The 22,749-nt window shown below is 69.9% G+C and carries 17 protein-coding genes and 1 pseudogene; 12 read left to right on the top strand and 6 right to left on the bottom strand.

Annotated features, from left to right (window positions below; genetic code table 11):
- The first annotated feature begins 50 nt into the window (after positions 1–50).
- Positions 51–1,253 (top strand): hypothetical protein, encoded by a 1,203-nt coding sequence (locus AB0F77_RS19865; RefSeq protein WP_361949899.1) that lies wholly within the window; start codon positions 51–53, stop codon positions 1,251–1,253.
- Here the strand turns inward: AB0F77_RS19865 and AB0F77_RS19860 are convergent.
- From AB0F77_RS19860 to AB0F77_RS19845, 4 genes are all read right to left on the bottom strand, one after another.
- The gene (locus AB0F77_RS19860; RefSeq protein ID WP_361949896.1) at positions 1,237–2,979 is read right to left on the bottom strand and encodes an asparagine synthase-related protein; all 1,743 of its coding nucleotides are present in this window, start codon (positions 2,977–2,979) and stop codon (positions 1,237–1,239) included. The two genes, AB0F77_RS19865 and AB0F77_RS19860, sit on opposite strands and share 17 nt — an antisense overlap.
- Positions 2,980–3,058: 79 nt before the next feature.
- Positions 3,059–3,682, bottom strand: coding sequence for a lasso peptide biosynthesis B2 protein (locus AB0F77_RS19855; protein ID WP_361949893.1), 624 nt, complete (start codon positions 3,680–3,682; stop codon positions 3,059–3,061).
- A 284-nt stretch (positions 3,683–3,966) separates the two neighbouring features.
- The gene (locus tag AB0F77_RS19850; protein ID WP_361949890.1) at positions 3,967–4,716 is read right to left on the bottom strand and encodes an SGNH/GDSL hydrolase family protein; all 750 of its coding nucleotides are present in this window, start codon (positions 4,714–4,716) and stop codon (positions 3,967–3,969) included.
- Positions 4,717–4,781: 65 nt separating this feature from the next.
- Positions 4,782–6,614 (bottom strand): glycosyl hydrolase family 28-related protein, encoded by a 1,833-nt coding sequence (locus tag AB0F77_RS19845; protein WP_361949887.1) that lies wholly within the window; start codon positions 6,612–6,614, stop codon positions 4,782–4,784.
- Positions 6,615–6,937: 323 nt separating this feature from the next.
- On the opposite strand from AB0F77_RS19845, the gene AB0F77_RS19840 reads away from it, so the two are divergent.
- The 9 genes and pseudogenes from AB0F77_RS19840 to AB0F77_RS19800 all read left to right on the top strand — a co-directional run bounded on the left by AB0F77_RS19840 (position 6,938) and on the right by AB0F77_RS19800 (position 18,238).
- A complete protein-coding gene (locus AB0F77_RS19840; protein WP_361949884.1) occupies positions 6,938–7,456 on the top strand; it encodes a ThuA domain-containing protein in 519 nt (172 codons plus the stop codon).
- Positions 7,407–7,694, top strand: a pseudogene (locus AB0F77_RS19835) (glycosyl hydrolase-related protein); the annotation flags it as partial. The gene AB0F77_RS19840 and the pseudogene AB0F77_RS19835, both read left to right, overlap by 50 nt.
- Before the next feature lie 116 nt (positions 7,695–7,810).
- A complete protein-coding gene (locus AB0F77_RS19830; RefSeq protein ID WP_361950299.1) occupies positions 7,811–8,689 on the top strand; it encodes an ABC transporter permease subunit in 879 nt (292 codons plus the stop codon).
- Positions 8,686–9,627: a carbohydrate ABC transporter permease gene (locus AB0F77_RS19825; protein WP_361949881.1), complete on the top strand. Its 942-nt coding sequence runs from the start codon at positions 8,686–8,688 to the stop codon at positions 9,625–9,627. The genes AB0F77_RS19830 and AB0F77_RS19825 overlap by 4 nt, the downstream gene beginning before the upstream one ends.
- Complete coding sequence (locus AB0F77_RS19820; protein WP_361949878.1) at positions 9,624–11,258, top strand: substrate-binding domain-containing protein; 1,635 nt, start codon at positions 9,624–9,626, stop codon at positions 11,256–11,258. Before AB0F77_RS19825 ends, AB0F77_RS19820 begins: the two co-directional genes overlap by 4 nt.
- A complete protein-coding gene (locus AB0F77_RS19815; RefSeq protein ID WP_361949875.1) occupies positions 11,240–13,264 on the top strand; it encodes a DUF2264 domain-containing protein in 2,025 nt (674 codons plus the stop codon). Before AB0F77_RS19820 ends, AB0F77_RS19815 begins: the two co-directional genes overlap by 19 nt.
- Entirely contained in the window at positions 13,257–16,373 is a 3,117-nt protein-coding gene (locus AB0F77_RS19810) for a glycoside hydrolase family 38 C-terminal domain-containing protein (RefSeq protein ID WP_361949872.1), read from the top strand. Before AB0F77_RS19815 ends, AB0F77_RS19810 begins: the two co-directional genes overlap by 8 nt.
- 44 nt (positions 16,374–16,417) lie before the next feature.
- Positions 16,418–17,575 carry an ROK family transcriptional regulator gene (locus AB0F77_RS19805; protein ID WP_361950296.1) on the top strand — a complete coding sequence of 386 codons (1,158 nt, stop codon included), beginning with the start codon at positions 16,418–16,420 and terminating at the stop codon, positions 17,573–17,575.
- A gap of 123 nt (positions 17,576–17,698) precedes the next feature.
- Positions 17,699–18,238 carry a CGNR zinc finger domain-containing protein gene (locus tag AB0F77_RS19800; protein ID WP_361949869.1) on the top strand — a complete coding sequence of 180 codons (540 nt, stop codon included), beginning with the start codon at positions 17,699–17,701 and terminating at the stop codon, positions 18,236–18,238.
- Positions 18,239–18,251: 13 nt separating this feature from the next.
- Here the strand turns inward: AB0F77_RS19800 and AB0F77_RS19795 are convergent, their stop codons facing one another.
- Positions 18,252–18,968: an alpha/beta fold hydrolase gene (locus tag AB0F77_RS19795; RefSeq protein ID WP_361949866.1), complete on the bottom strand. Its 717-nt coding sequence runs from the start codon at positions 18,966–18,968 to the stop codon at positions 18,252–18,254.
- Between the two features lie 92 nt (positions 18,969–19,060).
- The gene (locus tag AB0F77_RS19790; RefSeq protein WP_361950293.1) at positions 19,061–20,248 is read right to left on the bottom strand and encodes an epoxide hydrolase; all 1,188 of its coding nucleotides are present in this window, start codon (positions 20,246–20,248) and stop codon (positions 19,061–19,063) included.
- A gap of 179 nt (positions 20,249–20,427) precedes the next feature.
- Between AB0F77_RS19790 and AB0F77_RS19785 the strand changes: the two genes are divergently transcribed.
- Positions 20,428–21,312, top strand: a complete 885-nt coding sequence (locus tag AB0F77_RS19785; protein WP_361949863.1) for an LLM class flavin-dependent oxidoreductase — start codon at positions 20,428–20,430, stop codon at positions 21,310–21,312.
- Positions 21,313–21,435: 123 nt separating this feature from the next.
- Positions 21,436–22,467, top strand: coding sequence for a hypothetical protein (locus AB0F77_RS19780; RefSeq protein WP_361949860.1), 1,032 nt, complete (start codon positions 21,436–21,438; stop codon positions 22,465–22,467).
- Positions 22,468–22,749: the final 282 nt, after the last annotated feature.

Genomic DNA, 22,749 nt, shown 5'->3' with positions numbered 1-22,749 from the left:
GCTCGCACCCGCGTACGCGACGGATACCGACGAGAACCAGATGGTCACAGGTGGCCGCGGTAGCGATCGTGCTGGTCTTCCTCCTGACGACGCTGGTGCTGGGTCAGTTCGGCCTCACCGACTTCCAGAGTGCCCTGACCTTCCCGGGTCGCATCACCGGTGCCATCCTCATCGCGGTCGCGGCCACCACGTTGTTGGGTGCTCTCGCAGTCATGGACCACTGGTTCCGGAGCAGCTTCGCCTACTCCGGACTGGCCGCTCTGATCAGCGCGATCGCAGCATTCGTGGCCAACGCCCTCCTCTTGGCCAAGACATGGAGCAACGGCGACTACTCGGCCTACCTAGCGGTATTCGGCCTGCTCACGGCAGGCTCGGCTTGGGCTGCCGTCGTCGTATGGCGGACATCCGTCCTGATCCCCGCCCCGAAGCGGGTGGCCACAGCAGTGATCGTCTCCTCGGCCATCGCGATAGCCAATTTCGGCTACCAGAACCTCTACCAGCCGTCCCAGATGGGGGCCAAGCCCCTCATCAAACTGACCGTGGGAGAACCTGTGCTGAGTGAGGACCGCCGGGCATTCGCCGTGCCGGTCGACATCAGGCTGGAGAACCAGAGCGGTATGGGTTTCTACGTGCTCGGCACCGAAATCCATGCCATGGGGGAACGAGTGTCGCTGAGTGCGAAGGACCGGCTCCGCCAGCAATGGCGAACTGATGCCGAGCAGTGGAAGAACTTCGAGGAGGACAACCCGCTCTCCCGCAGGGAGATCTACGAGCCGGGCGAGCTGGTGGGCGCGCAACCGATGATGCCCTACGGAGGATGGCTCGAGGCTCACGACGCCTTTGCCACCCGAGTCGTCGTGCAAATGCCCATGGATACGCCGTACGACCAGGTGGCGTTCTACGCCTCGGCCAGCTTCGCTCGGAAGGACCGGCTCGGCCTGGAGTCGATCGCGTTCAAGGGGTACACCTGGGGTGGCGGCAAGGTGCCCCAGTGGGTGAAGAGCGAGGAGTCCGACGCCATCGTCTATCGCGGCAGGGTGGAAGAGAACAACGCGATCGACAAGCGTACAAGGGACGCACGTTATGTGACCGTCTATTGGAGATTCGGCCAGCATGGCGCAGACGTGTCGGCAGTCATCGCGCGGGACGGCGAGGAAGGCACCAAAACGGAGTCGGTGAGTCGGTACGGCATTATCAACGCCGATACAGGTCCGGTCGAACTGACGCTGTGGGACGTCAAGAGCCGGCGCTGACCGGCGCGGTCGCGCCGGGCGCGTGGGAGTGCCGGTCCAGTCGCTCCAGCCACGCCACCAGGGCGAGAGAGCTGTTCATGCGATCCCAGGAGTATGAGTCCCCCATGCCGAGTTGTGCCTCTCGCACCGCCCGGCACAGCGTCTCGACGTCGAACATCTCCGCGATCAACGGATGCTTCGCGGAGCGGCAGAGGTCGATGAGGGCGTCGCCGTGTGTGCGCAGGCCGCAGGCGTAGAGCTCGTCGAAGGGGATCTTGACCGTTCGGCCGTGGATCAGGGGTGGGAGGAGATCTGCCATGGCCTCGCGCAGAACGGCCTTCGGACGGCCCGGACGGAACACGGCTTCGGCAGGAAGGCGGCGCATCGTGGCGATGACCTCGGGGTCGAGGAAGGGGTGCGAAAGGAAGAATCCGTCCTGCGGTGCGCGGCGCCAGGACAGCGGGTCGGGAGCGGCGATGTAGTTGGCCGCGTCGTAGAGGGACTGTTCCGGCTTACGCCCGAAGACGAAGCGGCTCTCCTCGATGCCGGCCTCACGATAGCCGTGGGCCCGCGCGAATCCGGATCGCAGCCATCGGGGGCGGGCGAAGTTGCCGAGGCCGCCGAGCACCGTTCCGCGGCGGCGGACGAGCGCCGTCATCCGCTCGGCCGCCAGCGGGAGAGTCGGCCGCACCACGTAGGCGGAGACGACGTCCCGCAAGCCCCTCTCGCTGCCCATGGCCCAGGCGCGTGCCTGCTTCGTCATCTGCCGGAGCTGCCCTGTGCGGGCCAGTCTGTGCAGGTGGAGCGGGTTGGCGTCCGCGATCGGATCGGCCCCGCAGCCGGTCATGAGGGTGTCGCAACCCAGCTCTGCCGCCGCACTGTGGAGTCTGCTCCAGAACGGGGCGCGGAAGGCGTGCGCGTGAGGCTCGTCCGCGTCTCCCGCGTGGTGCAGGAAGTCGTCGAAGTCGGCCACGTCATCAACATCGACGATCAGCGAGTGGGCCGCGGGCGCGTGACGGCGGATCTCCTCCACCGCCTCGTCGAGGTAGGGCTGCTCCCCGGCCAGTTCTCCCCTGCCGAAGCGTCCGGCGAGCAGGACGAGGCCGCCCGAGTGGCCTTCTCGCGCGGCCAGCAGTCGTGCCGCGAGCAGGGCGATGCTGGTGGAGTCAGTGCCGCCGGAGACGTGACACGCCGTCATCCTGCCCATGCGTCGTCCGATGGCGTTCTTCAGCGCGAAACGCAGGTCCTTCGCGGCATCGCTGGGACGTGGGCAGTCGGCTGACGGCGTCGACGGGGCGTGGGCCTGACGCGCGTATCGCAGCACACGACCGCGCATCTGCCCGGTGATCGAGAGTTCCACCACCTCACCCCCCAGTACGCGGTGCACCCCGGCAAAGGGGGTGAGTTCCGAGTGAGGTTGCGCCATGTTCCCGGTCAGGTATCGGCAGAAGTAGCGACGTTCCAGCTCCGCTCCGTCGGCCAGGTGGCGCGCCGAGGTGCTCACCGCGGTCACCCGGCCACCGGACTCCCTGAAGAACAGGGGGATGCGTGCGTGCTCGTCCCGCATCAGCAGGATGCGGTCGCGGCACAGCAGGACAGCGGCGTAGTCGCCGGTGGGCAGACGCGGTGCGGCTCCCGGCCGACCGAAGTCGTCGAGGAGTCCCCGCGCGCCCGCCACGCGGTCGCGGACCGAACCGACCCAGCCGACGACCACCGCGGTTCCGGCCCGTGAGGAGACCGTCGTCACGAGCCCTTGCCGCGCCATGGGTCCGGCTGCCGAGAGCTTCGGAGCGCCGCCGGCCCATTCAAGGCGAAGTGCTTCCACTTCACTGCTCTCCGCCGTTGATCGTGAGGACCGTAGTGAACGCGTGTCCGCGCGGGTCGGCATCCGGGATGCACAGGCCGGCTGAAGCCGTCCAGGCGTGCAAAGCGAACGGGTGCTCGCGCGCACCGACGTGGAGCACGGCATTCGCACCGCGCCGCCGCAGTAGGACGAAGGCCGTCACGGCCTCGGCCTTGCAGTCGTCGTTGACGAACCAGCTTCTGCGGCCATGTGATTGCACTGCCTGCTTCAACTGTGCGGCGCTTTCCGCGGAGACGGGGTCTGCACGGACGTAGGCCGGGGCCGCCAAGGACAGGAGCCGGAGGACGCGTCCGAACCCCATGGTCAGGATCAGCAGGCGCACTCCACGCAGCCAGAGGCCGACTTCGACGTCCGAGTGCTCCTTTCGGCGGCCCGTCGCACAACCGGCACGAATGAGACCGGTGACGAGTTCGGCGCGTTCCTCACCGTTTCCGTCCGCCAGCTTCTGGACGTCCGCTGTCGCCATTCCGAGGAAGCGCGTCCGCCTCCAGTCCACGATCAGTGCTCCGCCGGACATCCGGGTGACGCTGCAATGCGGTGACAGGAGCCGCCTCATGGCCAACAGCGCGTCCGTGTCCTCCGCCATCGCACATCCTCCGAGATCGGCCCGCCGCAGCGACACCGCGGCGGGGCCCCTTCAGCTTGGAGACGGCATCAGCCCTGGTATCCGTGACCGTCGTAGTGGCTGCCACTGAAACCTCGGATCAGACTCCCGTTGCCGAGAAGGACAAGCCCACGCGGCAAACGACGCCGCAGCAGTCGGAGAAACATCGCCCACCTCCAGGCCATGCGATACCGGTCAAATTCAGGCTACCCTGCCCGAAATGCCACGCAACTGGGCTGCCGGACTCGACCCCCGGGCGGTCGAGTTCACGGTCGGCGCGCCAGTGGCACGAGGGAGCTGGGGACCGCGCGCAGTGCCTCGTGCCAGACAGCGGCCATCTTCGCGTGGCCGGCCTGGGTCGGGTGGATGCCGTCGGCGAGGTCCGCGGGGGTCAGCGCGTCGTAGATCCTCACCAGATGTGTGCGCGATCCCTTGGAGGCCACGATCTCTGGAAGCGCCGCGTTGTACGCCCTGACCCTGCTCTCCAGGGTGGCGTTGGACTGCGGCGGGATCGTCGCGACGAACAGTTCGCACCGGGGCTCGACCGCCCTGATGTGGTCGAGCAGTTGGGACAGGCGTGCGGGCGCGCGGGTGATGTCGTGGTTCTGGTTGAGGTCGTTGGTGCCGATGAGCAGCAGGACGGTGCGGGGATCGCTCTGCTGTAGCCAGGAGTTGATGTTCGCGTCCAGTTGGTCTATGCGCCAGCCGGAGTGGCCCTCGTGGTCGTGATCGCCCAGCTCGGCGGGGCCGTTGGACAGGGAGCCGACGAAGTCCACGGTGTGGCCGTCGGCGACCAGACGCTGCCAGAGGCCGACCCGGTACCCGCCGGGGTACGGGGTGAACCCGTCCGTGATGGAATCTCCCAGGGGCATGATGCGCACACCGGCCTGGGGCGCTTTCGTGGTGTCCGCCGACGCGGGGGACGATCCCAGCACGACGTCCGCGGCCACGAAGGCGCCGCCGAGAAGGGCTGCTCGTCTGGACATGGCGGTGTGCGTGGTGTGGGTGGTTTTCATGGGAACTCCTGCGTAGGGGTGTGGGGATACGGCGCGGCCCTCTCGGCCACGATCCGGACAGCACGTCAGTCCGTGATCCTGAACGTGTCCGTCGAGTCGTTCTGGAGCTCGACCTGGCCGGGCAGCAGGTTCCGTACCGTGTTGCCGGAGAACGTCCCGCTCCCGGTGACTCCCGACGTGACCCAGACGCCCTGGTTCGCCGGGCCGTCGATCGTGTTGTTCCGCAGGGTCACCTCGACGTTCTTCCTGGTGATGAGCAGACCCGCGCGCAGTGCGCCACGCATGACGTTGTCCGTCATGGTGACGTGCGTGAAGGCGTCGGGGAAGTTCGACGTCGGTGACGGCGAGCCGATCTGCACACCGTGCCGGACACCGTTCCAGCCGCCGCCACCGAGCAGCACGTTCCCGCTGATCGTGGCTGACTCCAAGGGGTGGCCCGAGTCCCCGAAGACACCCACCTCCAGCGTGCTGTTCGAGGAGACGCTGACCACCAGGTTGTTCCTGAACTGGACGTCCCTGCCGCCGGCGATCCGGAGGCCGTTGGCCCACCAGGGCGCGATCGCGGTGTTGTCCAGCACCCGGGCACCGGTCAGCTGGGGGCTGTCGCCGTTGATTCCGGAGTCCGAGTAGACGGCGAAGGAGTCGTCGCCGGTGTTGCGGGCGAAGTTGTTCTGGACGGTGATGTGGTCGCCGCGCTTGTCCGGGTTCGGCATGTTGCTGTTGTTGATGTTGAAGCCGTCACCGTACGAGTCCGCGGTGCGGCTGTCGCGGATGGTACCGCCGGTGCCGGACAGCCAGTTGGCGTCCGTGTGCCGGGTCCAGATCCGCTCCACCAGCCAGCCCTCCGCACCGCTGGCGTTGATGCCGTAGTCGGAGCCGCCGGGGCCGCGGACGTCCCGGTAGACGGCGTTGGCGTCGATCTGGATGTCGCTCAGCCGGGTGCCGGAACCGACGAGGATCTGGGAGCGCTGCTTGGCCGGCAGCGGCGGCTTGCGGTAGATCGTCGTGTACCACATGCCGGCACCCCGCACGGTCACGCCGGTGAAGTCCAACGGCGCGGCACCGTCAAGGCTGTTGGTGAGGTACTTGCCCTGCGGGATCCAGACCGTCCTGCCCTGTTCGCGGGCGGTGTCGACGGTCTCCTGGACGGCGACCGTCGAGTCCTTCCTGAACGTCGGGTCGGCGCCGAAGTCGACGACGGAGAGCGAACCCTGGGGGCGGGTGCGCGCGGCTCCGACGTTCTCCAAGTCGATGGAGTCCACGTCGTAGTGGGCGGCGGTGCTGTCGGCGTCCTTCTTGAGCGTGACGGTGGCGCCGGCGGGGATCGGGGCGCCCCCGACCCAGACGGGGAACTCGTTGTAGAAGCGGTAGGCCGCCCCACCGGCGTTCGGGTCGTCCGGATTCGTTACGGCGTGACGGTAGTTCCACGCCTGCTCGGAGCTGATCGTGATCGCCTGGCGGAACGTGCCGTCGACGTAGAGGTTGAGCGGCGCTCTGATGCCGCCGCCTTGTGGTGCGTCGGGTACGGAGGCGCGCACGACGAGCGTGTTGGCCTGCTTGCCGGTCCTGTTCACCACGGCCACCGACTGGCCGGTCCGCTCCAGCTTGGCGTAGGCGTAGCCGGATGCCTCGGTCTCCGGAGTGGCCCTGGTGGGTGCGGGATCGCCGGGCTTGATGGCATGGACCGTGGCGCCACCGCCGAGCGTCCCGGACTCCGCCTCGATGGTCACGAAGGGGGTACGGGCACCGACCGCGGCGGTGCCTTCGGCTTCGATGTCGGTTGCGGTCGCGGTCTCCGCGTGTGCTTCGGCCTCGGAGACGGCGGTGAGCGTGCCGGCGCCGAGCAATGCGGCAGCGGTGACCCAGAGGGAGATTCGCAGGGTTCTGCGGTGATGCATGTGAGACCTCCGTTCGCCTGGGCGGCGGTGGGGGGATGGCAGGCTCTCAAGGCGTCACTGGGCGGACATGAAAGTCCATCTGCTTGACTTATGTCAATGCGGTGAACAGGCCCAATTTGCGTCGTGTGCGGGAGAGTTGACCCACCGGCAGGAGTCGCGCGCCCCTCGCGGACGAGCAAGTTAGTACAACGTATTGACAAAGAGTCGAGGCGGTTCATACGTTCGCCATCTCGCGCCCGGTGCCGCCGACCGGCGGCGCCTCCCCCACTTCGGCCAGACCTGCCGAGCGCGACCCGAGCCACCGCTACCACCGCACCTCGCACATGCGGAACCGATGGGAGCGTGCATCCACCTTGACCATCAACACCCGGCGGGCGCTCGTCGTCCGCGGCGGCTGGGACGGGCACCAACCCGTGGCGATCAGCGACGGATTCGTCCGGTTCCTCAAGGAACAGGGCTTCGTCGTCGAGACCTCCGAGGACCTCACGGTGTACGAGGACGCGGAGCGACTGGCCGCCACCGATCTCGTCGTGCAGTGCTGGACCATGGGGACCATCACCCCCCGGCAGCGCGACAACCTCGCCGCGGCGGTACGCGCCGGCACCGGACTCGCGGGCTGGCACGGCGGCATCGTCGACTGTTTCCACGACCACGGCTACCACCTGCTGACCGGCGGCAAGTTCGTGATGCACCCGCCCGGTCACCTCGACCACGGCTACGAGATCGTGCCCGAGCGCGCCGGCCACCCCGTCGTCGCCGGGCTCGACGACTTCACCCTCCCCTCCGAGCAACAACGCCGTCGTGGTGAGCGCGGTCAAGCTGGCCGACGACCGGGGCGGTGACCTGGTCGTCCGGCTGTACGAGGCGCACGGCGGCCGCGCCCGCGCCACCGTCCGCGTCGACGGCTTCGCCGCGGAGCGGGCGGTCCTCACGGACCTGCTGGAACGCCCACTCCACGACGCCGCGCGGCCGGCGGTGGCCGACGGACGTGTGGCGCTCGCCCTCCGGCCGTTCCAGATGGTGACCCTGCGGATTCCGCGCGCGGACCGGGCAGTGGCGCGGAACGCCTTCTTTCGATGACGAAAGGGCCCCACCTCATGACAACGGTTCACCGACCGGTCGCCGCGGCGGCCGAGGAGGGCAGAGGGACGGACGTTCGCCGACCCCGGCGTCCGCGCCGGGCCGGCCGCCGCAACATGGCCCTGTTCTGGTTCGCGGTTCCAGGACTGACGGTGCTGCTGCTGTTCCACTACGTTCCGCTGCTCGGCAACGTCATCGCGTTCCAGGACTACCAGCCGTACATCGGTATCCTGCACAGCCCCTGGAGCGGGCTGGACAACTTCGACGTCCTCTTCAACGGCGACGAGCAGTTCCTGCGGGCACTGGTCAACACGCTCCAACTGACGCTGATCCAGGTCGTCTTCGTCTTCCCCGCGCCCATCCTGCTCGCCCTCGCGCTCAACAGCCTGGTCAGCGAACGCGTCAAGAAGTGGGTGCAGAACGTCCTGTACCTGCCGCACTTCCTGTCCTGGGTGGTCGTCGTCGCCCTCTTCCAGCAGATGCTGGGCAACACCGGCATGCTCAACCTGTTCCTGCGAGCACACGACTTGGGCACCTGGAACATCATCGGCAGCCCGGAGCTGTTCAAGGCCCTGCTCACCTCCCAGGTCATCTGGAAGGACACCGGCTGGGGCACCATCCTCTTCCTGGCCGCGCTCTCCCGCGTCGGCAACGACCTCTACGAGGCCGCCGCGATGGACGGCGCCGGCCGCCTGCGACAGACCTGGCACGTCACCCTGCCCGCGCTGCGCGGTCTGGTGATCCTGCTGCTCATCCTCCGCCTCGGTGACGCCCTGTCGGTCGGCTTCGAGCAGATCCTGCTCCAGCAGGGCGGCGTCGGCCTGGAGAACAGCGAAGTCATGGACACCTACGTCTACAACCACGGCCTCATCGGCGGTGACTGGGGCATCAGCGCCGCCGTCGGCCTCGTCAAAGGGCTTGTCGGTGTCGTACTCGTCCTGGGCGCCAACAAGATCGCCCATCTCTTCGGCGAGGAAGGTGTCTACAAGTCATGACGACACTGTCATCGACCCACTCGGTGCGCCGCGGGCCGCGCCGGACCTACAGCGCCATCCCCGGCGAGACCCCCGGCACTCCGCCCTGGCGCGTCCTGAAGTCGTTGATCCTGCTGATCTGCGTGGTCCTGGTGCTGCTGCCGTTCCTGGCGATCGTCTCGACCTCGCTCGCTGGCACCGCGCAGGTCACCAGGGCAGGCGGATACGTCCTGTGGCCCGACGACCCGAGCCTCTCCGCCTATGCGGCGCTGCTGTCCGGCGGGCTGGTCTCCAAGGCCATGCTCGTGAGCGTCGGCGTCACCGTCGTCGGTACGGCCCTGTCGCTGCTCGGTTCCGTCTCGCTGGCCTACGGGCTCAGCCGGCCGGGTTCCTTCGGGCACAAGCCCGTCCTGATGCTGCTGCTGATGTCGATGCTGTTCGCGCCGGGCGTCATCCCCAGCTATCTGATGGTCAAGCAGCTCGGACTGATCAACAGCTACTGGTCGCTGATCCTGCCGACCATGATCAACGCGTTTAACGTGATCGTGCTGCGCTCCTTCTTCATGGGCATCCCCAAGGAGCTCATCGACTCGGCGCGCATCGACGGCGCCTCCGAGCTGTCGATCCTGACCAGGATCGTGCTCCCGCTGTCCAGGGCGTCGGTCGCGGTCATCGGCCTGTTCTACGCGGTGACGTACTGGAACGCCTTCTTCAACGCGCTGCTCTACATCAACGACGCCGCCAAGTGGCCGATACAGATGGTGCTGCGCACGTACGTCGTCAACAACGCGGCGCTCAGCGGCGGCCAGGTCGACGTCGCGGCCGGCGCCCCGCTGCCGCCGGCGCAGTCGCTGCAGGCGGCCATCCTCGTCCTCTCGATCGTGCCCATCGTGATCGTCTACCCCTTCCTGCAACGGCACATGAACAAGGGCGTGATGGTCGGAGCGGTGAAGGGATGACCGTGTCGAAGCCATCCATGAACCGCCGCGGCTTCCTCGCCTCGGCCGCGGGTGTCACGACCGGGCTCGCCCTGGCCGGATGCGGTGACTACGAGCCGGTCTCGGCGGGGGCGGCCAACGCGAAGGCGGCGCTGCCCGCGTACCTTCCCTACCAGGGTGTGCGGACGTCGATGCCCGCGACGGCGGACGGCGTATCGGTCGGCCACGAGCACTACCCCGTCGACCCGGTCGAGGCGCTGCCCGACGGCCCGCCCGCGAAGGGCCCGGCCATCACCATCATGACACTGATCTTCAACCCGGTGCCGCCCCCGGTGAACCGCAACGTCATGTGGCAGGCGCTCAACGAGCACATCGGCTGCGACCTCGACTTCGAGATCACGCCGGTCGCCGACTACCCGAGCAAGTTCGCCGTGACGCTCGCGGGCGGTGATCTGCCGGACGCGATGCTGATGCTGCCACCGAAGGACAACGCCGCGGCGACACCGGGCATGCTGGACGCCCTCTTCGAGGACCTCACCCCGCATCTGTCCGGTGACGGTATCCGGGACTACCCGTACCTCGCGAACATCCCTTCGGCGTCCTGGGGTCCCTGTGTGCTCAACGGGGGCATCTACGGGATCCCGATGCCCCGGCCGGTCTCCGGCGGTCCGGTCTTCACCCGCCTCGACCTGATCAAGAAGCTGGACGTCGACCCGAACCCGGGCAATTGGCAGGAGTACTTCCAGCTGTGCAAGGACGTCACCGATCGCAAGCACAACCAGTACGCCATGGGCGACCCCATCACCGCGTTCGACACGACCATGCAGATGCTGGGGGGACCCAACAAGTGGCGTGAGGAAGGGGGGAAGTTCACGTTCTGGCTGGAGACCGAGGAGGCCAGGCAGGCCATGGACGCGGTTCGCCGGATGACGAAGGCAGGTGTCATGCACCCGGACGCCTACACCGTCACCGGCAGCGTCAAGGAGTGGTTCGGCACCGGCCGGACCGTCATCAACCCGGACGGGGCCGCCGCGTGGAACGACTACTACACCACGTACGGCCCGACCGTGGAGGGCTTCGAGCTCGGCTACCTGATGCCGCCCGGCTGGGACGGCGGCCGGGGCATCTACTGGGCGGGCCAGTCCTACTACGGCATCCTCATCGTCAAGAAGGCGCCCAGGGCGCGGATCCGGCAGATCCTGCGGGCGATGAACGCCCTCGCCGCGCCGTTCGGCACGGACGGCTATCTGCTGCGCAAGTACGGTGTCCGGGGCCCCGACCACACGCTCAGGGGCACCGACCCGATCCTCACGCCGAAGGGCACGGCCGAGGTCACCCTGCCGACGATGTTCGCCACGGACGCGCCCTTCACGCTCTACTACCCGTCGAGGCCGGAGATCGTCGAAACGCAGTACGCGTTCCAGAAGGACGCCGTGGGTCGATTGGTCCGCAACCCCACCGAGGCCCTCTACTCCCCCACCAACGCCAGGAAATCCGCACTGCTCCAGAAGACCCTGGACGACACGCGCAAGGGAGTCATGCAGGGCCGCGTCCCCCTCAAGGAGTGGGACGGCGTCATGAAGCACTGGCGCGAGGAGGCGGGCGACCGGATCCGGGACGAGTTCGAGAAAGCATGGGAGAGCCGCCACTGATGCACCACCGCACCCCCACCGAGGAGCGGGGCCACTGGGAGCGGACCGCGGACGCCATGCTGCTCGCCGTCCGTCCGTACGCCACCACAGGGCACGACCTGATCCACCTGCCCGGTACGGCGAGCCACAACGGCGCGCACAGCGACGGCCTCGAAGGGTTCGCCCGCACGTTCCTGCTGGCCGCTTTCCGGCTGGCGGGGGCGGCGGGCGCGGACCCGCACGACCTCGCCGGATGGTACGCGGCCGGTCTCGCCGCCGGCACCGATCCGGGGAACCCCGACCGCTGGCCGGCCTTCACCGAGTGCAACCAGGCGAAGGTCGAGGCGGCGTCCATCGCACTGGCGCTGCACGAGACCCGGCCGTGGATCTGGGACCGGCTCGACCACGTCGTCCGGCAGCGGGTCCTCGACTGGCTCGCGCCGATGGTCGGCGACCCGATGCCCGGCAACAACTGGATCTGGTTCCAGGGCGTCACCGAGGCCTTCGCCCGCACGGCCGGCGGCGCATGGCTCCAGCAGGACCTCGACCGGACCATCGCGCTGACCGACGGCTGGTACGCGGGCGACGGCTGGTACTCGGACGGCCTCACCGGCGCGGGACACCGCAACTTCGACCACTACAACGGGTGGGCAATGCACTTGTACCCTCTGTGGTTCTGCCGCGTCCTCGGCGACGAGGCACCCGCCGGGCTGCTGGACCGCTACCGGGAGCGGCTGCGTCGGTTCCTGACGGATCAGCGGCTGCTGGTCGGGGCCAACGGCTCACCGCTGATCCAGGGCCGCTCGCTCACGTACCGGCACGCGGCGCTGGCCTCCGTGTGGACCGGCGCCCTCTTCGACGCCACACCACTGGCGCCGGGAGAGACCCGGTCGCTCGCGACCCGCGTGCTCGACCACTTCGACGGGCACGGGGCGCTGGACGCACGGGGGCTGCTCACGCTCGGCTGGCACCGGCCCTTCCGCGGCATCCTCCAGAGCTACTCCGGCCCTGCCTCCCCCTACTGGGCGAGCAAGGGCTTCATCGGTCTCGCCCTGCCACCGGACCACCCCGTGTGGACGGAAGAAGAGGCGCCCCTGGCAGTCGAAGTAGGCGACTTCACGCGGACGTTGGCCACGCCGGGCTGGCTCGTCTCCGGCACCGCCGCGGATGGTGTCGTACGCGTCGTCAACCACGGCGGCGACCACACCGACCCGGGCCGCCCGCACGCCGACGACCCTTCCTACGCGCGCTTCGCCTACTCCACGCACACCGCGCCGGAGACCCCCGGCGACCCGACCGTGCCCGGGGGCAGCGCGGACGCCGATCCGCTCGACAACGCGGTCGTGCTGCTCGACGCGGCCGGGCGCGCCTCGCACCGGCGCCCCGCCACCCGTGTCTCCGTCGACGGCGCCACCGCCGTCTCGCGCTCGCGCGCGCACTGGCTCGACGACACGACATGGGACGTGTTCGGCGGTCCCGTCACCGACTACACCCTCGGCCCCTGGATCACCGTCGGCTCCGCGCTGCGCGGCTCCGTCGAGGTCCGCGCCGTACGCGTCGACGGCGCCCCCGGTCCCGGTCATGTGCTGCGGGTCGGCGGCTGGGCCCTGGCCGTGGGCGACACGCACGCGGCCACCGACACCGTCCAAGTCGCCGACGCCCTCCCGTCCCCGGCCGTCGCCTCCGCCCGGGTCGAAGGCGCCAACGGCCTCATTTCCCTCGTCGTGGGCGTGCAAGGGCTGCCCGGCAGCGCGGTGGTCCCGGGCTTCGACAGCAACGCCCTCGGCCCCGCCTCCGCCACGCCCGTCGTGGAGACCGAGGGCCCCGTGGCCCACGGCAGCCTCCACATCGCCCTGATACACCTCGGCGGCACGGACCCCACCGTCCTGCCCCAGGTCACCACCCGTGCCGACGGCACCACCCTGCTCGCCGACGTGACCTGGGCGGACGGCACCCGGGACACGATCCGGCTCCCCGCCCCCGATCCGGACGCCCACGACCCCTGGAAGGACCAGTACCGTGCATGACGACCGCCGGATCATCGAGGACCGGATCCGCAAACTGCTCGACCACGTCGTCCGCCCCGCCCTGTACGGCGCCGCGCGGCCGCTCTCGCTCAGCGCCTGGTTCGTGGACGGAGAGCCCGTACCCGTGGCCGACGCGCTGACCGCCGCGTACGAGCCCTTCCGGCTCGGCTCCACATGGGGCGCGCCCTGGTGCACCACCTGGATGCGCGCGAGCGCCGAGATCCCCGGCGACTGGGCAGGACGCCGCGTCGAGGCCGTCTTCGACCTGGACTTCGACCTCACCAAGGGGCCGGGCGGCCAGGCCGAGGGCTTCGTCCACGACGTCCACGGCACTCCGATCCAGGGCCTGCACCCGTACCACCGCAGCGTGCTCCTCGCCGACTCCGCCAAGGGCGGCGACCGCGTCGACCTCCTCGTCGAACTCGCCGCCAATCCGCCCATCATCGGCAGCGCGGGGATCAACACCCATTACGGTTCGCGGGAGACGGCCGGCCCCGATCACCTCTACCGCCTCAAGCAGGCCGAGATCGCCGTACGCGAGGACGACGTCTGGCACCTCGTCCACGACATCGAGGTCCTCGACGAGCTGATGCGTGTGCTCCCGCCGGGCTCCACGCGGCGGCACGAGATCCTGTACGCCCTGCGCCGCACGGCCGACACCGTCGACCCGGCCGACGTGGCGGGCACCGCCGCCGCGGCACGCGACCGCCTCGCCGATGTGCTCGCCCGGCCGGCACACGCCTCCGCCCACACCCTCAGCGCCGTCGGGCACGCCCACATCGACTCGGCCTGGCTGTGGCCGGTGCGGGAGACCGTACGCAAGTGCGCGCGCACCTTCACCAACATGACGACCCTCGCCCAGGAGTACCCTGAGCTGGTCTTCGCCTGCTCGTCGGCGCAGCAGTACGCGTGGATGCGCGAGCAGCGCCCCGAGATCTTCGCCCGGGTGAAGAAGGCGGCCGAGGAGGGCAACTGGGTACCGGTGGGCGGTATGTGGGTCGAGGCCGACGGCAACCTCCCCGGCGGCGAAGCCCTGGCCCGTCAACTGGTGCACGGACGGCGTTTCTTCGCCGAGGAGTTCGGTGTGGAGCAGAAAGGTGTGTGGCTGCCGGATTCCTTCGGCTACACCGCGGCCTACCCCCAACTGGCCAAGCTCGCCGGTGCGGAGTGGTTCCTGACCCAGAAGCTCTCCTGGAACGAGACGAACAAGCTGCCGCACCACACCTTCCACTGGGAGGGCATCGACGGCTCCCGCGTCTTCACCCACCTGCCGCCCGTCGACAGCTACAGCGCGTCCCTCACGGCGGCCGAACTCGCCCACGCCGAGGGCAACTTCGAGGACAAGGGCGTCTCCACCCGCTCCCTCGTCCCGTTCGGCTACGGCGACGGCGGTGGCGGTCCGTCCCGCTCCATGCTGGAGAAGGCCCGCCGGCTGCGCGATCTGGAAGGCTCCCCCAGGGTCACCGTCGAGGCACCGGACGCCTTCTTCGCGGCCGCGCGCGCCGAGCGCGCCGAGCTTCCGGTGTGGCGCGGCGAGCTGTACCTGGAGAACCACCGCGGCACCTACACCAGCCAGGCCCGCACCAAGCGCGGCAACCGGCGCAGCGAAGCACTGCTACGCGAGGCCGAGTTGTGGGCGGCGACAGCGGCGGTACGGGCGGGCGCCCCGTACCCGTACGCGCGTCTCGAAGCGCTGTGGAAGCGGGTGCTGCTGCACCAGTTCCACGACATACTGCCGGGCACCTCCATCGCATGGGTCCACGAGCAGGCGGAACGGGAGTACGGGGAGATCCGGGACGAGTTGGAGACGCTGATCGCCGATGCCGCGGGCCGACTGCCGGGTGCTGCCGGGGCGCTGCTCAACGCCGGGCCGTACGCGCGTCGTGAGGTTACCGTCGTGTCCGGCGGCGCCCGGTTCCCGGGTGCGCAACGGCTGTCGGACGGCCGCTGCGCCGTCCTCGCCGAGGTGGACGCGCTTGCCTCCGGCGGCACGGTGACGGCGCCCCGGCAGGAGGTCACGGCCGCTTCCGAGAGCAGGGGCTTCGTCCTCGACAACGGCGTGGTGAGGGTCGTGGTCGACGGGCGTGGCCTGATCACCTCGGTCCACGACCACGCCGCCGACCGGGAGTCGATCGCCCCCAACGGCGTCGGCAACCTCCTCCAACTGCACCCCGACAACCCCAATCTGTGGTCGGCCTGGAACATCGACTCCTACTACCGCGACACCGTCCGCGACCTCGACGGCGCCGAGTCGGTGACGCTCGTCGACGAGGGCCCGCTGCTCGCGTCGGTGCGGGTGGAGCGCGCCTTCGGCGCCTCCCGGATCGTCCAGCACGTCGAACTCACCGCCGAGTCCCGCCAGGTGACGATCCGCACCGACATCGACTGGCAGGAGCGCGACACCGTTCTGAAGGCGGCCTGGCCCCTTGATGTGCACGCGGAGCGCGAGAGCGCCGAGATCCAGTTCGGGTACGTGCAGCGGCCCACGCACGAGAACACCAGTTGGGACGCGGCCCGCTTCGAGCTGTGGGCACACCGCTGGGTGCACGTCGGGGAACGGCGCTGGGGCACGGCACTGCTGACCGACTCCACGTACGGGCACGACGTCCGCCGTGACACCCGCGCGGACGGCGGCACCACGACCACGGTGCGGCTCTCGTTGCTCCGCTCCCCGCACAGCCCCGACCCGCAGGCCGATCGCGGGCGGCACGGCTTCGGTTACGCGCTGGTGGCCGGAGCCGGCATCGAGGAGGCCATCGCCGGCGGGTACGCCCTGAACCTGCCGCTGCGCCCGTCCCCCGCGTCGGCCACGGCCCTGGTGTCCGTGGACACCACCGACGTCGTGGTGGAGTCGGTGAAGCTCGCCGACGACCGCGGTGGCGATGTCGTGGTGCGGCTGTACGAGGCGTGCGGCGGGGCGGTCCGGGCGGCGCGGATCACTGCGGGCTTCGAGCTCGCCGCCGCGTTCGACTGCGACCTGCTGGAGCAGCCGGTCGCGCGGCTGCCCGAATCCGGTGACGGGGCGGTGGTCCTGGATTTCCGCCCGTTCCAGATCCGAACGCTGCGGCTGCGGCCTACGATGCCCCCGGACCAGGGGGAGGCACGTTGACGAGCGCGAAGCCCGAGAAGCCGGCCATCCGGCGGGGCACCAACATGCCGCGCCTGGGGGACTTCAACGAGTCCGTGATCCTGGACGCCATCCGCCGCCACGCCGACGGACTCAGCCGGGTCGAACTCGCCCAGGCCACCGGTCTGTCGGCGCAGACCGTTTCGAACATCACGCGCCGTCTGCTCGACAAGGGCGTGGCGCGCGAGTCGGGCAAGCAGCACACCGGCAGCGGCAAGCCCCGCACCCTGGTGGAGGTGGTGCCGAGTTCGCGCTACGCCGTGGGTGTGCACCTCGACCCCGCAGTGATCACGACGGTCCTGGTGGACCTGGCGGGCACCGTCGTGGCCCAGCGCAGTCGGCAGACGCCCAGTGGTGGCGACACCGACCGGACCAGCGCCGACATGGCGGCGTCGGTGTCGGCGCTGGTGGCCGAGTCCGGCATCGACGACGCCCGGGTGCTGGGCCTGGGCATCGCCGCTCCCGGCCCCATCGACGCGGAAGCGGGCTGGGTGGTGGATCCGCCGGAGCTGCCGGCCTGGGGCCGCTACCCGCTGCGCGATCGCCTGAGCGAGGCCACGGGTTTCCCGGCGCTGCTCGACAAGGACGTGACCGCGGCGGTGGTGGCCGAGCGCTGGGCAGGCGCGGCCACGGACAGCCGTAACCTGCTCTTCTTCTATCTCGGCACCGGCTCCGGCATGGGCCTCGCGGTGGAGGACACGGTGCTGCGCGGCGTGTCGGGCAACGCCGGTGAGGTCGGTGGCCTCGGCGCGTCCTTCTCGGCCCGTACGTTCGTCGAGGAGGCCATCGCCCTGGGCGCGCTCGGTGCCGAGTTCACCTGCCTCGACCCGGCGGACGCCCAGCGCGGGCTGGAACGCCTGGCGGTGCTGGCCGCCGCGGGGGACGTACTGGCGGACGGCGTCATCGAGCGCCTGGCCATCCGCATCGGCCGCGGTGTCTGCGCGGCGGCGACGCTCCTGGACGTGGACACGCTCGTGTTCGGCGGCCCGGTGTGGCAGTTGCTGTCCGATCGCCTCCTGCCCACGATCGAGTTGATGGTGGCGCGCAGCCCGTTCGTCAGACCGACCCACCCGACGACGGTCACCTCGACCACCCTGGGCGAGAACGTGGCGGCGATCGGCGCGGCCGCCCTGGTCCTGGACCAGACGCTGTCCGCTCAGCCGAGGTCACTGCTGCTGGCCTGAACGGTCCGGGAGCGCCGGGACGTGCCGCCCCGAGCCGGGTGACGCACTCGGGCACCCGCACGGGCGTCCGAGTCCACGCGGTGCCGACGGCTGTCAACACCGGCTCTGGATTACAGTGGTGTCATGACTGGTGCGATCGAACATCTCACGGTGGTCGAGGAGTTCCTCAACACGCTCGACGAGAGAACCTTCAGCTGGCACGGGAACCACTTCGTTCCGGGAGATGAGCTGGTTTCGGTCGAGGCGCTGACCGCCTGGATGGAGACGCACGGTCTCGTCCCTGCCGGGCAACAGCTGGGACCGTCCGACCTGGCCGCCGCCATCGCACTGCGGGGCGCCCTGCGCGAAGCGCTCACCCCGGGCGCCGACAGTGCCGGTGCCGCGCGGGCACTCGTGCGTTTCCCCCTGCGGCTGGAACCCGATGGGTCCGGCAGGCTGCGCATCGCGTCCGCCGATGGCGTGGCCGGCCTGGACGCCATCGTCGAGACGGTGGCGGTCAGCGTCGCCGGCGGTGCCTGGGACCGTATGAAGCTGTGCGCGTCGGAGGACTGCCGTCGGGCCTTCTACGACACTTCACGCAACGGGTCAGGGCGCTGGTGCCGGATGGAAGCGTGCGGCAACCGGAACAAGACGCGCGCCTACCGACGCCGCCAAGCCGGTTGACGGTCCCGCGGTATCAGCTGTTCAGGATCGCCTCGGCGATGTCGTCCGGGTGGGTCAGCATGCCCTCGTGCGTACCGGGGACCATGACGGGTTCCAGGCCCAGGCGCGCGGCGAACTCGGCGCCGGGGCGGGGAAGCGCACGGTCGTCCTCACCGAGTATGTAGGCCGCGGGGATCCCGAGCTCGGCCACACCGGGCACGTCGAGCGCGTCCAGGAAGTAGCCGCCGGGCTGCGGTGTCAGCAACTCCGCCGTCAGCCGCTGAAGCCCCTCCTCCGCGCCCTGCATGAAGATGCCCTGAACGAACTGCAGCGTCGGGGGAATCGCCCGCGCCGGGGACGCGTCGATCAGCCCCCGCAGCATCGCCGCGGCCTCGGGCGGATTGTCGTCCAGCATCGACCTCCCCCGCACGGGGACCTGCGCGGCGTAATGCACGACCTTGGAGACCCTGTCCCCCAGCCGGTGCACCGCGCCGGCCACCGGATAACCACCCCAGCTGTGACACACCAGGGTCACGGCGGTCAGATCCGGTGCCTCGACCTGGGACACCACGTACTGCACCGCGTCGTCGAGCCCGAGCCCCGTGGGATCGTCCCCGTCGCCCAGGCCGGGCAGGGTGAGACAGACCGCCCGGTGACCCGCGGCACGCAGCCGCTCGGCGACCGGACGCCATGCCCACCCACCGTGCCACGCACCCGGCACCATGACATAGGTCGAATTCATTCCGCTCATATCGATCTCCACTGTTCGTCTGAAATGTGTCCGCACTGAATACCGCCGGTTCCGCACAGCGCGGCGCGGCACCGGCGGCGGTCGGCCGGGGGTCAGGTTGCCCGCACCGGCCGGCTGTCCGCGGCCACCGCTTTGCGGTAGGGGCGGAAGAAGTCGCGTAGTTCCTGCGCGTAGAGCTCGGGCTCCTCGAAGGGTGCGAAGTGTCCGCCGCGGACAGGCTCGTTCACGTACACGGTGTTCGCGGTGCGCTCCAGCCAGGCGCGCGGCGGGCGCAGGATGTCGCCGGGGAAGAGGGAGAAGCCGGACGGCACCTCGACGCGCCGGGTCAGTTCGGCACGCGGAAGGGCGGAATTCGCCTGGTACATCCGCATCGACGAGCCGATCGTCCCGGTGAGCCAGTACAGCGTGACATTGGTGAGGATCTCGTCCCGGGAGAAACTGCGTTCGACATCGCCGCCACAATCACTCCACGCCCTGAGCTTTTCGACGATCCACGCGGCGAGCCCGGCCGGTGAGTCCATGAGTCCGACGGCGGCGGTCTGTGGCCTCGATCGGTGCATCGCGGCAAAGGCGCCCTCGCTCGCGCCCCAGGCGGCGACGTCCGCGAAGTAGGAGCGCTCCTCCGGTGTGAGCGCGGCCGGGTCACCGGTGAAGACCGGCGGCAGGCCCCCGTCCATCCGGTGCACGGCCACGACCCGGTCGGGGTGGTCGAGCGCGAGAAAGCGGCTCACCTGAGTGCCGATGTCCCCGCCCGCGGCACCGAATTGGTCATACCCCAGACGCGTCATCAGCTCCGCCCACATGCCGGCCACCGCCATGACGTCGGGTGACGGACCGGTCGGCCGGTCGGAGTGTCCGTACCCCGGCATGTCGGGCACGACCACGTCGAACGCGTCCGCCGGGTCGGCCCCGTGTCCGCCCGGATCGGTCAGCAGCGGAATGACCTTCGTGTAGCGCCAGAACGAATCGGGCCAGCCGTGACCGAGCACGAGCGGCAGCACGGGACCTGTCGGACGGACCGCCCGGGCGTGCACGAAATGGATGCCCAGGCCGCCCAACCGCGTCCGGAACCGCGGCAGTCGGGCAAGCGCCGCCTCCTGGGCCGGCCAGTCGAACTCGTCCGCCCAGTAGGACACCAGCTCACGCAGCCAGTCCACGTCGGTCCCGGCCGACCAGCCGGCCTCCTCCGGCACGTCAGGCCAGCGCGTCGCCCGCAGCCGCGTCCGCAGATCGTCAAGCACCGCGGGCTCGGCCCGCTCGACAAAAGGATGAATGTCCATCAGTGAGTCCCTTCCGAGATCGACACCAGTAAACCCTATAGATGGTGTCGCGAGGTCGTCAACGAGCGAGGAGGGCGCGGGCGACCCGGGCAGCTCTGCCGGATGAACCGCCGTCACATCTCGCCTGAGTTACCATCATTGGCAAGGTGGCTTTACCAATTTCAGAGAGGGTGGCAGGGATGCGTTTTGGTGTCGGACTGCCGAACGCCGTCGCGGGAGTGACACGGGGCCGGTTACTGGAACGGGCCGTCCGGGCCGAGGAGTTGGGCGCGAGCACCGTGGCCTGCGTCGACCGGCTGGTCTACCCGAGCTGGGAGACGATGACGACGCTCGCCGCGGCGGCCGCCGTGACCGAACGGGTCGGTCTTCTCGCCGGTGTCCTCGTGGCGCCACTGCGCACCAATACGCCGCTGCTGGCGAAGCAGGCGGCCACCGTGGACGTCCTGAGCGAGGGCCGGCTGACGCTCGGCCTTGGCGTCGGCCGCCGGCCGGACGACTACGAGCTGTCCGGGGCCGACTTCCGCCGACGGGGCGCGGTCCTCGACGCGCAGTTGGACACCCTCGGGCAGGTGTGGCGGGAGTCCGGCGCCGGCACTCCGGGCGCCGTCGGCCCGGCGCCGTACGACCGCGCGCGGGGGCCGCGCGTGCTGATCGGCGGCCAGTCCGAGGCCACGCTGCGCAGGCTGGAGAAACACGGCGAGGGCTGGATCGCGGCCGCGGGGCTGGGCGGCTGGACCGGCGCACTCGCCTTCGCCGAGCGGGTGCGGGAGACCTGGGAGAAGGCGGGACGCCCCGGGCACCCGCGCATGGTCGCCACCGTCTATGCCGCGGGCGGCCCGGACCCGCGCTCCCGGGCCAGGGAGTGCATCCGGCACTACTACAGCTTCCTAGGCACCGCCGAGGCGGACGAACTCGCCGGGCACGTCCTGACGGACCACGCGGGTCTCATGAAGGCGCGGGACGAGCTGGTGGCGGCGGGGTTCGACGAGATGATCCTGCTGCCGACCTCCGACGAGCCCGACGACCTGGATCCCCTCCAGTACCTGGTGGAGAACGAGGGGTGAGCGGGGCACCTCACCCCGGCGGCCACCTCCGCCCCTCTGCTCAGGGACATCCGACCCGGCCCGGAACTGGTCCGGGCCCATGGAGCCGCAGCGGCTCCGCATACACAACAGAAAGAGCCGAAGATGAACAGCAACAGCAAGTCTGCGGGCACCGTCTCGCGGCGCGGAGTCCTACGGGGCGCCGCCCTCGGCGGCGGCGCGGTCACGGCCGCCGTCCTCCTGCCCACGGGCGTCGCTTCCGCCCAGGACCGGCACCCGGCCGGCGGCGGACTCGTACCGCAGGTGCCCGGGGTGGACACCGTCATCGACACCTCGCACGCCACCGACGAGGTCGCACGGATCTTCAGCGCGTACTTCCGCACCAAGAGCGCCAAGGACTACGAGGGCATCAGCACGTTCTTCTCGAAGCGGAACGCCAACTACCTCGACGCGATACTCGGTTGGCCCTTCTACGGCTGGCAGGCCATCCACGACCTGTTCGCCCGGTACATGCCCCGCTGGCCGAAGGACGGCACGTCCTCCCCCGTCCGCATCCTGGGGGACGCGACCAGCGCTGTGGTGTTCTTCACCAACACGGCGGACCTGTTCGGCCCGTCGGAGATGCGCGCCGCCGGTGTGGTCGACTTCCAGCGGGGCAAGATCGCGCGCTGGGTCGACTACTGGGACGGCCGTCACTTCGGGACCGCCAACCTCGACGCGTCGCGTCTGCCGGCCGACGAGTTCCCGCAGGACTGGATGGAGTCCACGGTCGGTGAAGGTGCCGCCCCGGTGATCCGGCAGGTCTCCGCGCGGCTCGCGGCGGCGCTCCAGGCCGGCGACGGCGAGGGGGCGGCGGCGCTGTTCGCCTCGGACGCCGTGTTCGAGGACATGACCGCGCACCTCCAGATCCTGGGCCCGCGCAGCATCGGCGCCTTCCTCACCGCCGCCGCCGACGTCCTGCCCTACGCCGGCCGGGGCACCCGGGTACGGCACGTGGTGGGCGGCGCCCTCGGCGGCGGCTACGAGTGGGCCGCCGCGGGACCGGTTCCGCGCGGCCTCAACGCCCTCGAACTCGATGTCCACGGCCGGATCACCCGGTTGACCGCCGTCTGGGACGGCACCCTCGTGGACGACGACACGCTCCTCACGATGGCCCGCCGGGCGATCGAGCACTGATCCGACACGCTCGCCGCGCTACCGGACCCTGTGCGGGGGCGGAAGTCCGCCCCCGCGCGGGGAAGCACCGCGCGGTTGCCGTCGGGTCCGGCGCACGCCGTGACGCGAACGACGTCCGTGTGTCCCAGGGACGTTCGGCCCCGTGCGGGGGAAGTGCCGCCGGGGGCCGTCGAGTTGTCGTCGGGGGCTAGGTGTATTGATCACGAGCGTTGTTAACGCCGCCGGGCTTGATCATGGCGAAGGCCTCCGTGTGTGGTGGAGGTGTCGAATCTTCACCGCACG

Source organism: Streptomyces sp. NPDC026672, from assembly GCF_040638185.1.
Taxonomy (GTDB): domain Bacteria; phylum Actinomycetota; class Actinomycetes; order Streptomycetales; family Streptomycetaceae; genus Streptomyces.
This window is presented reverse-complemented; position numbering and strand designations above follow the sequence as displayed.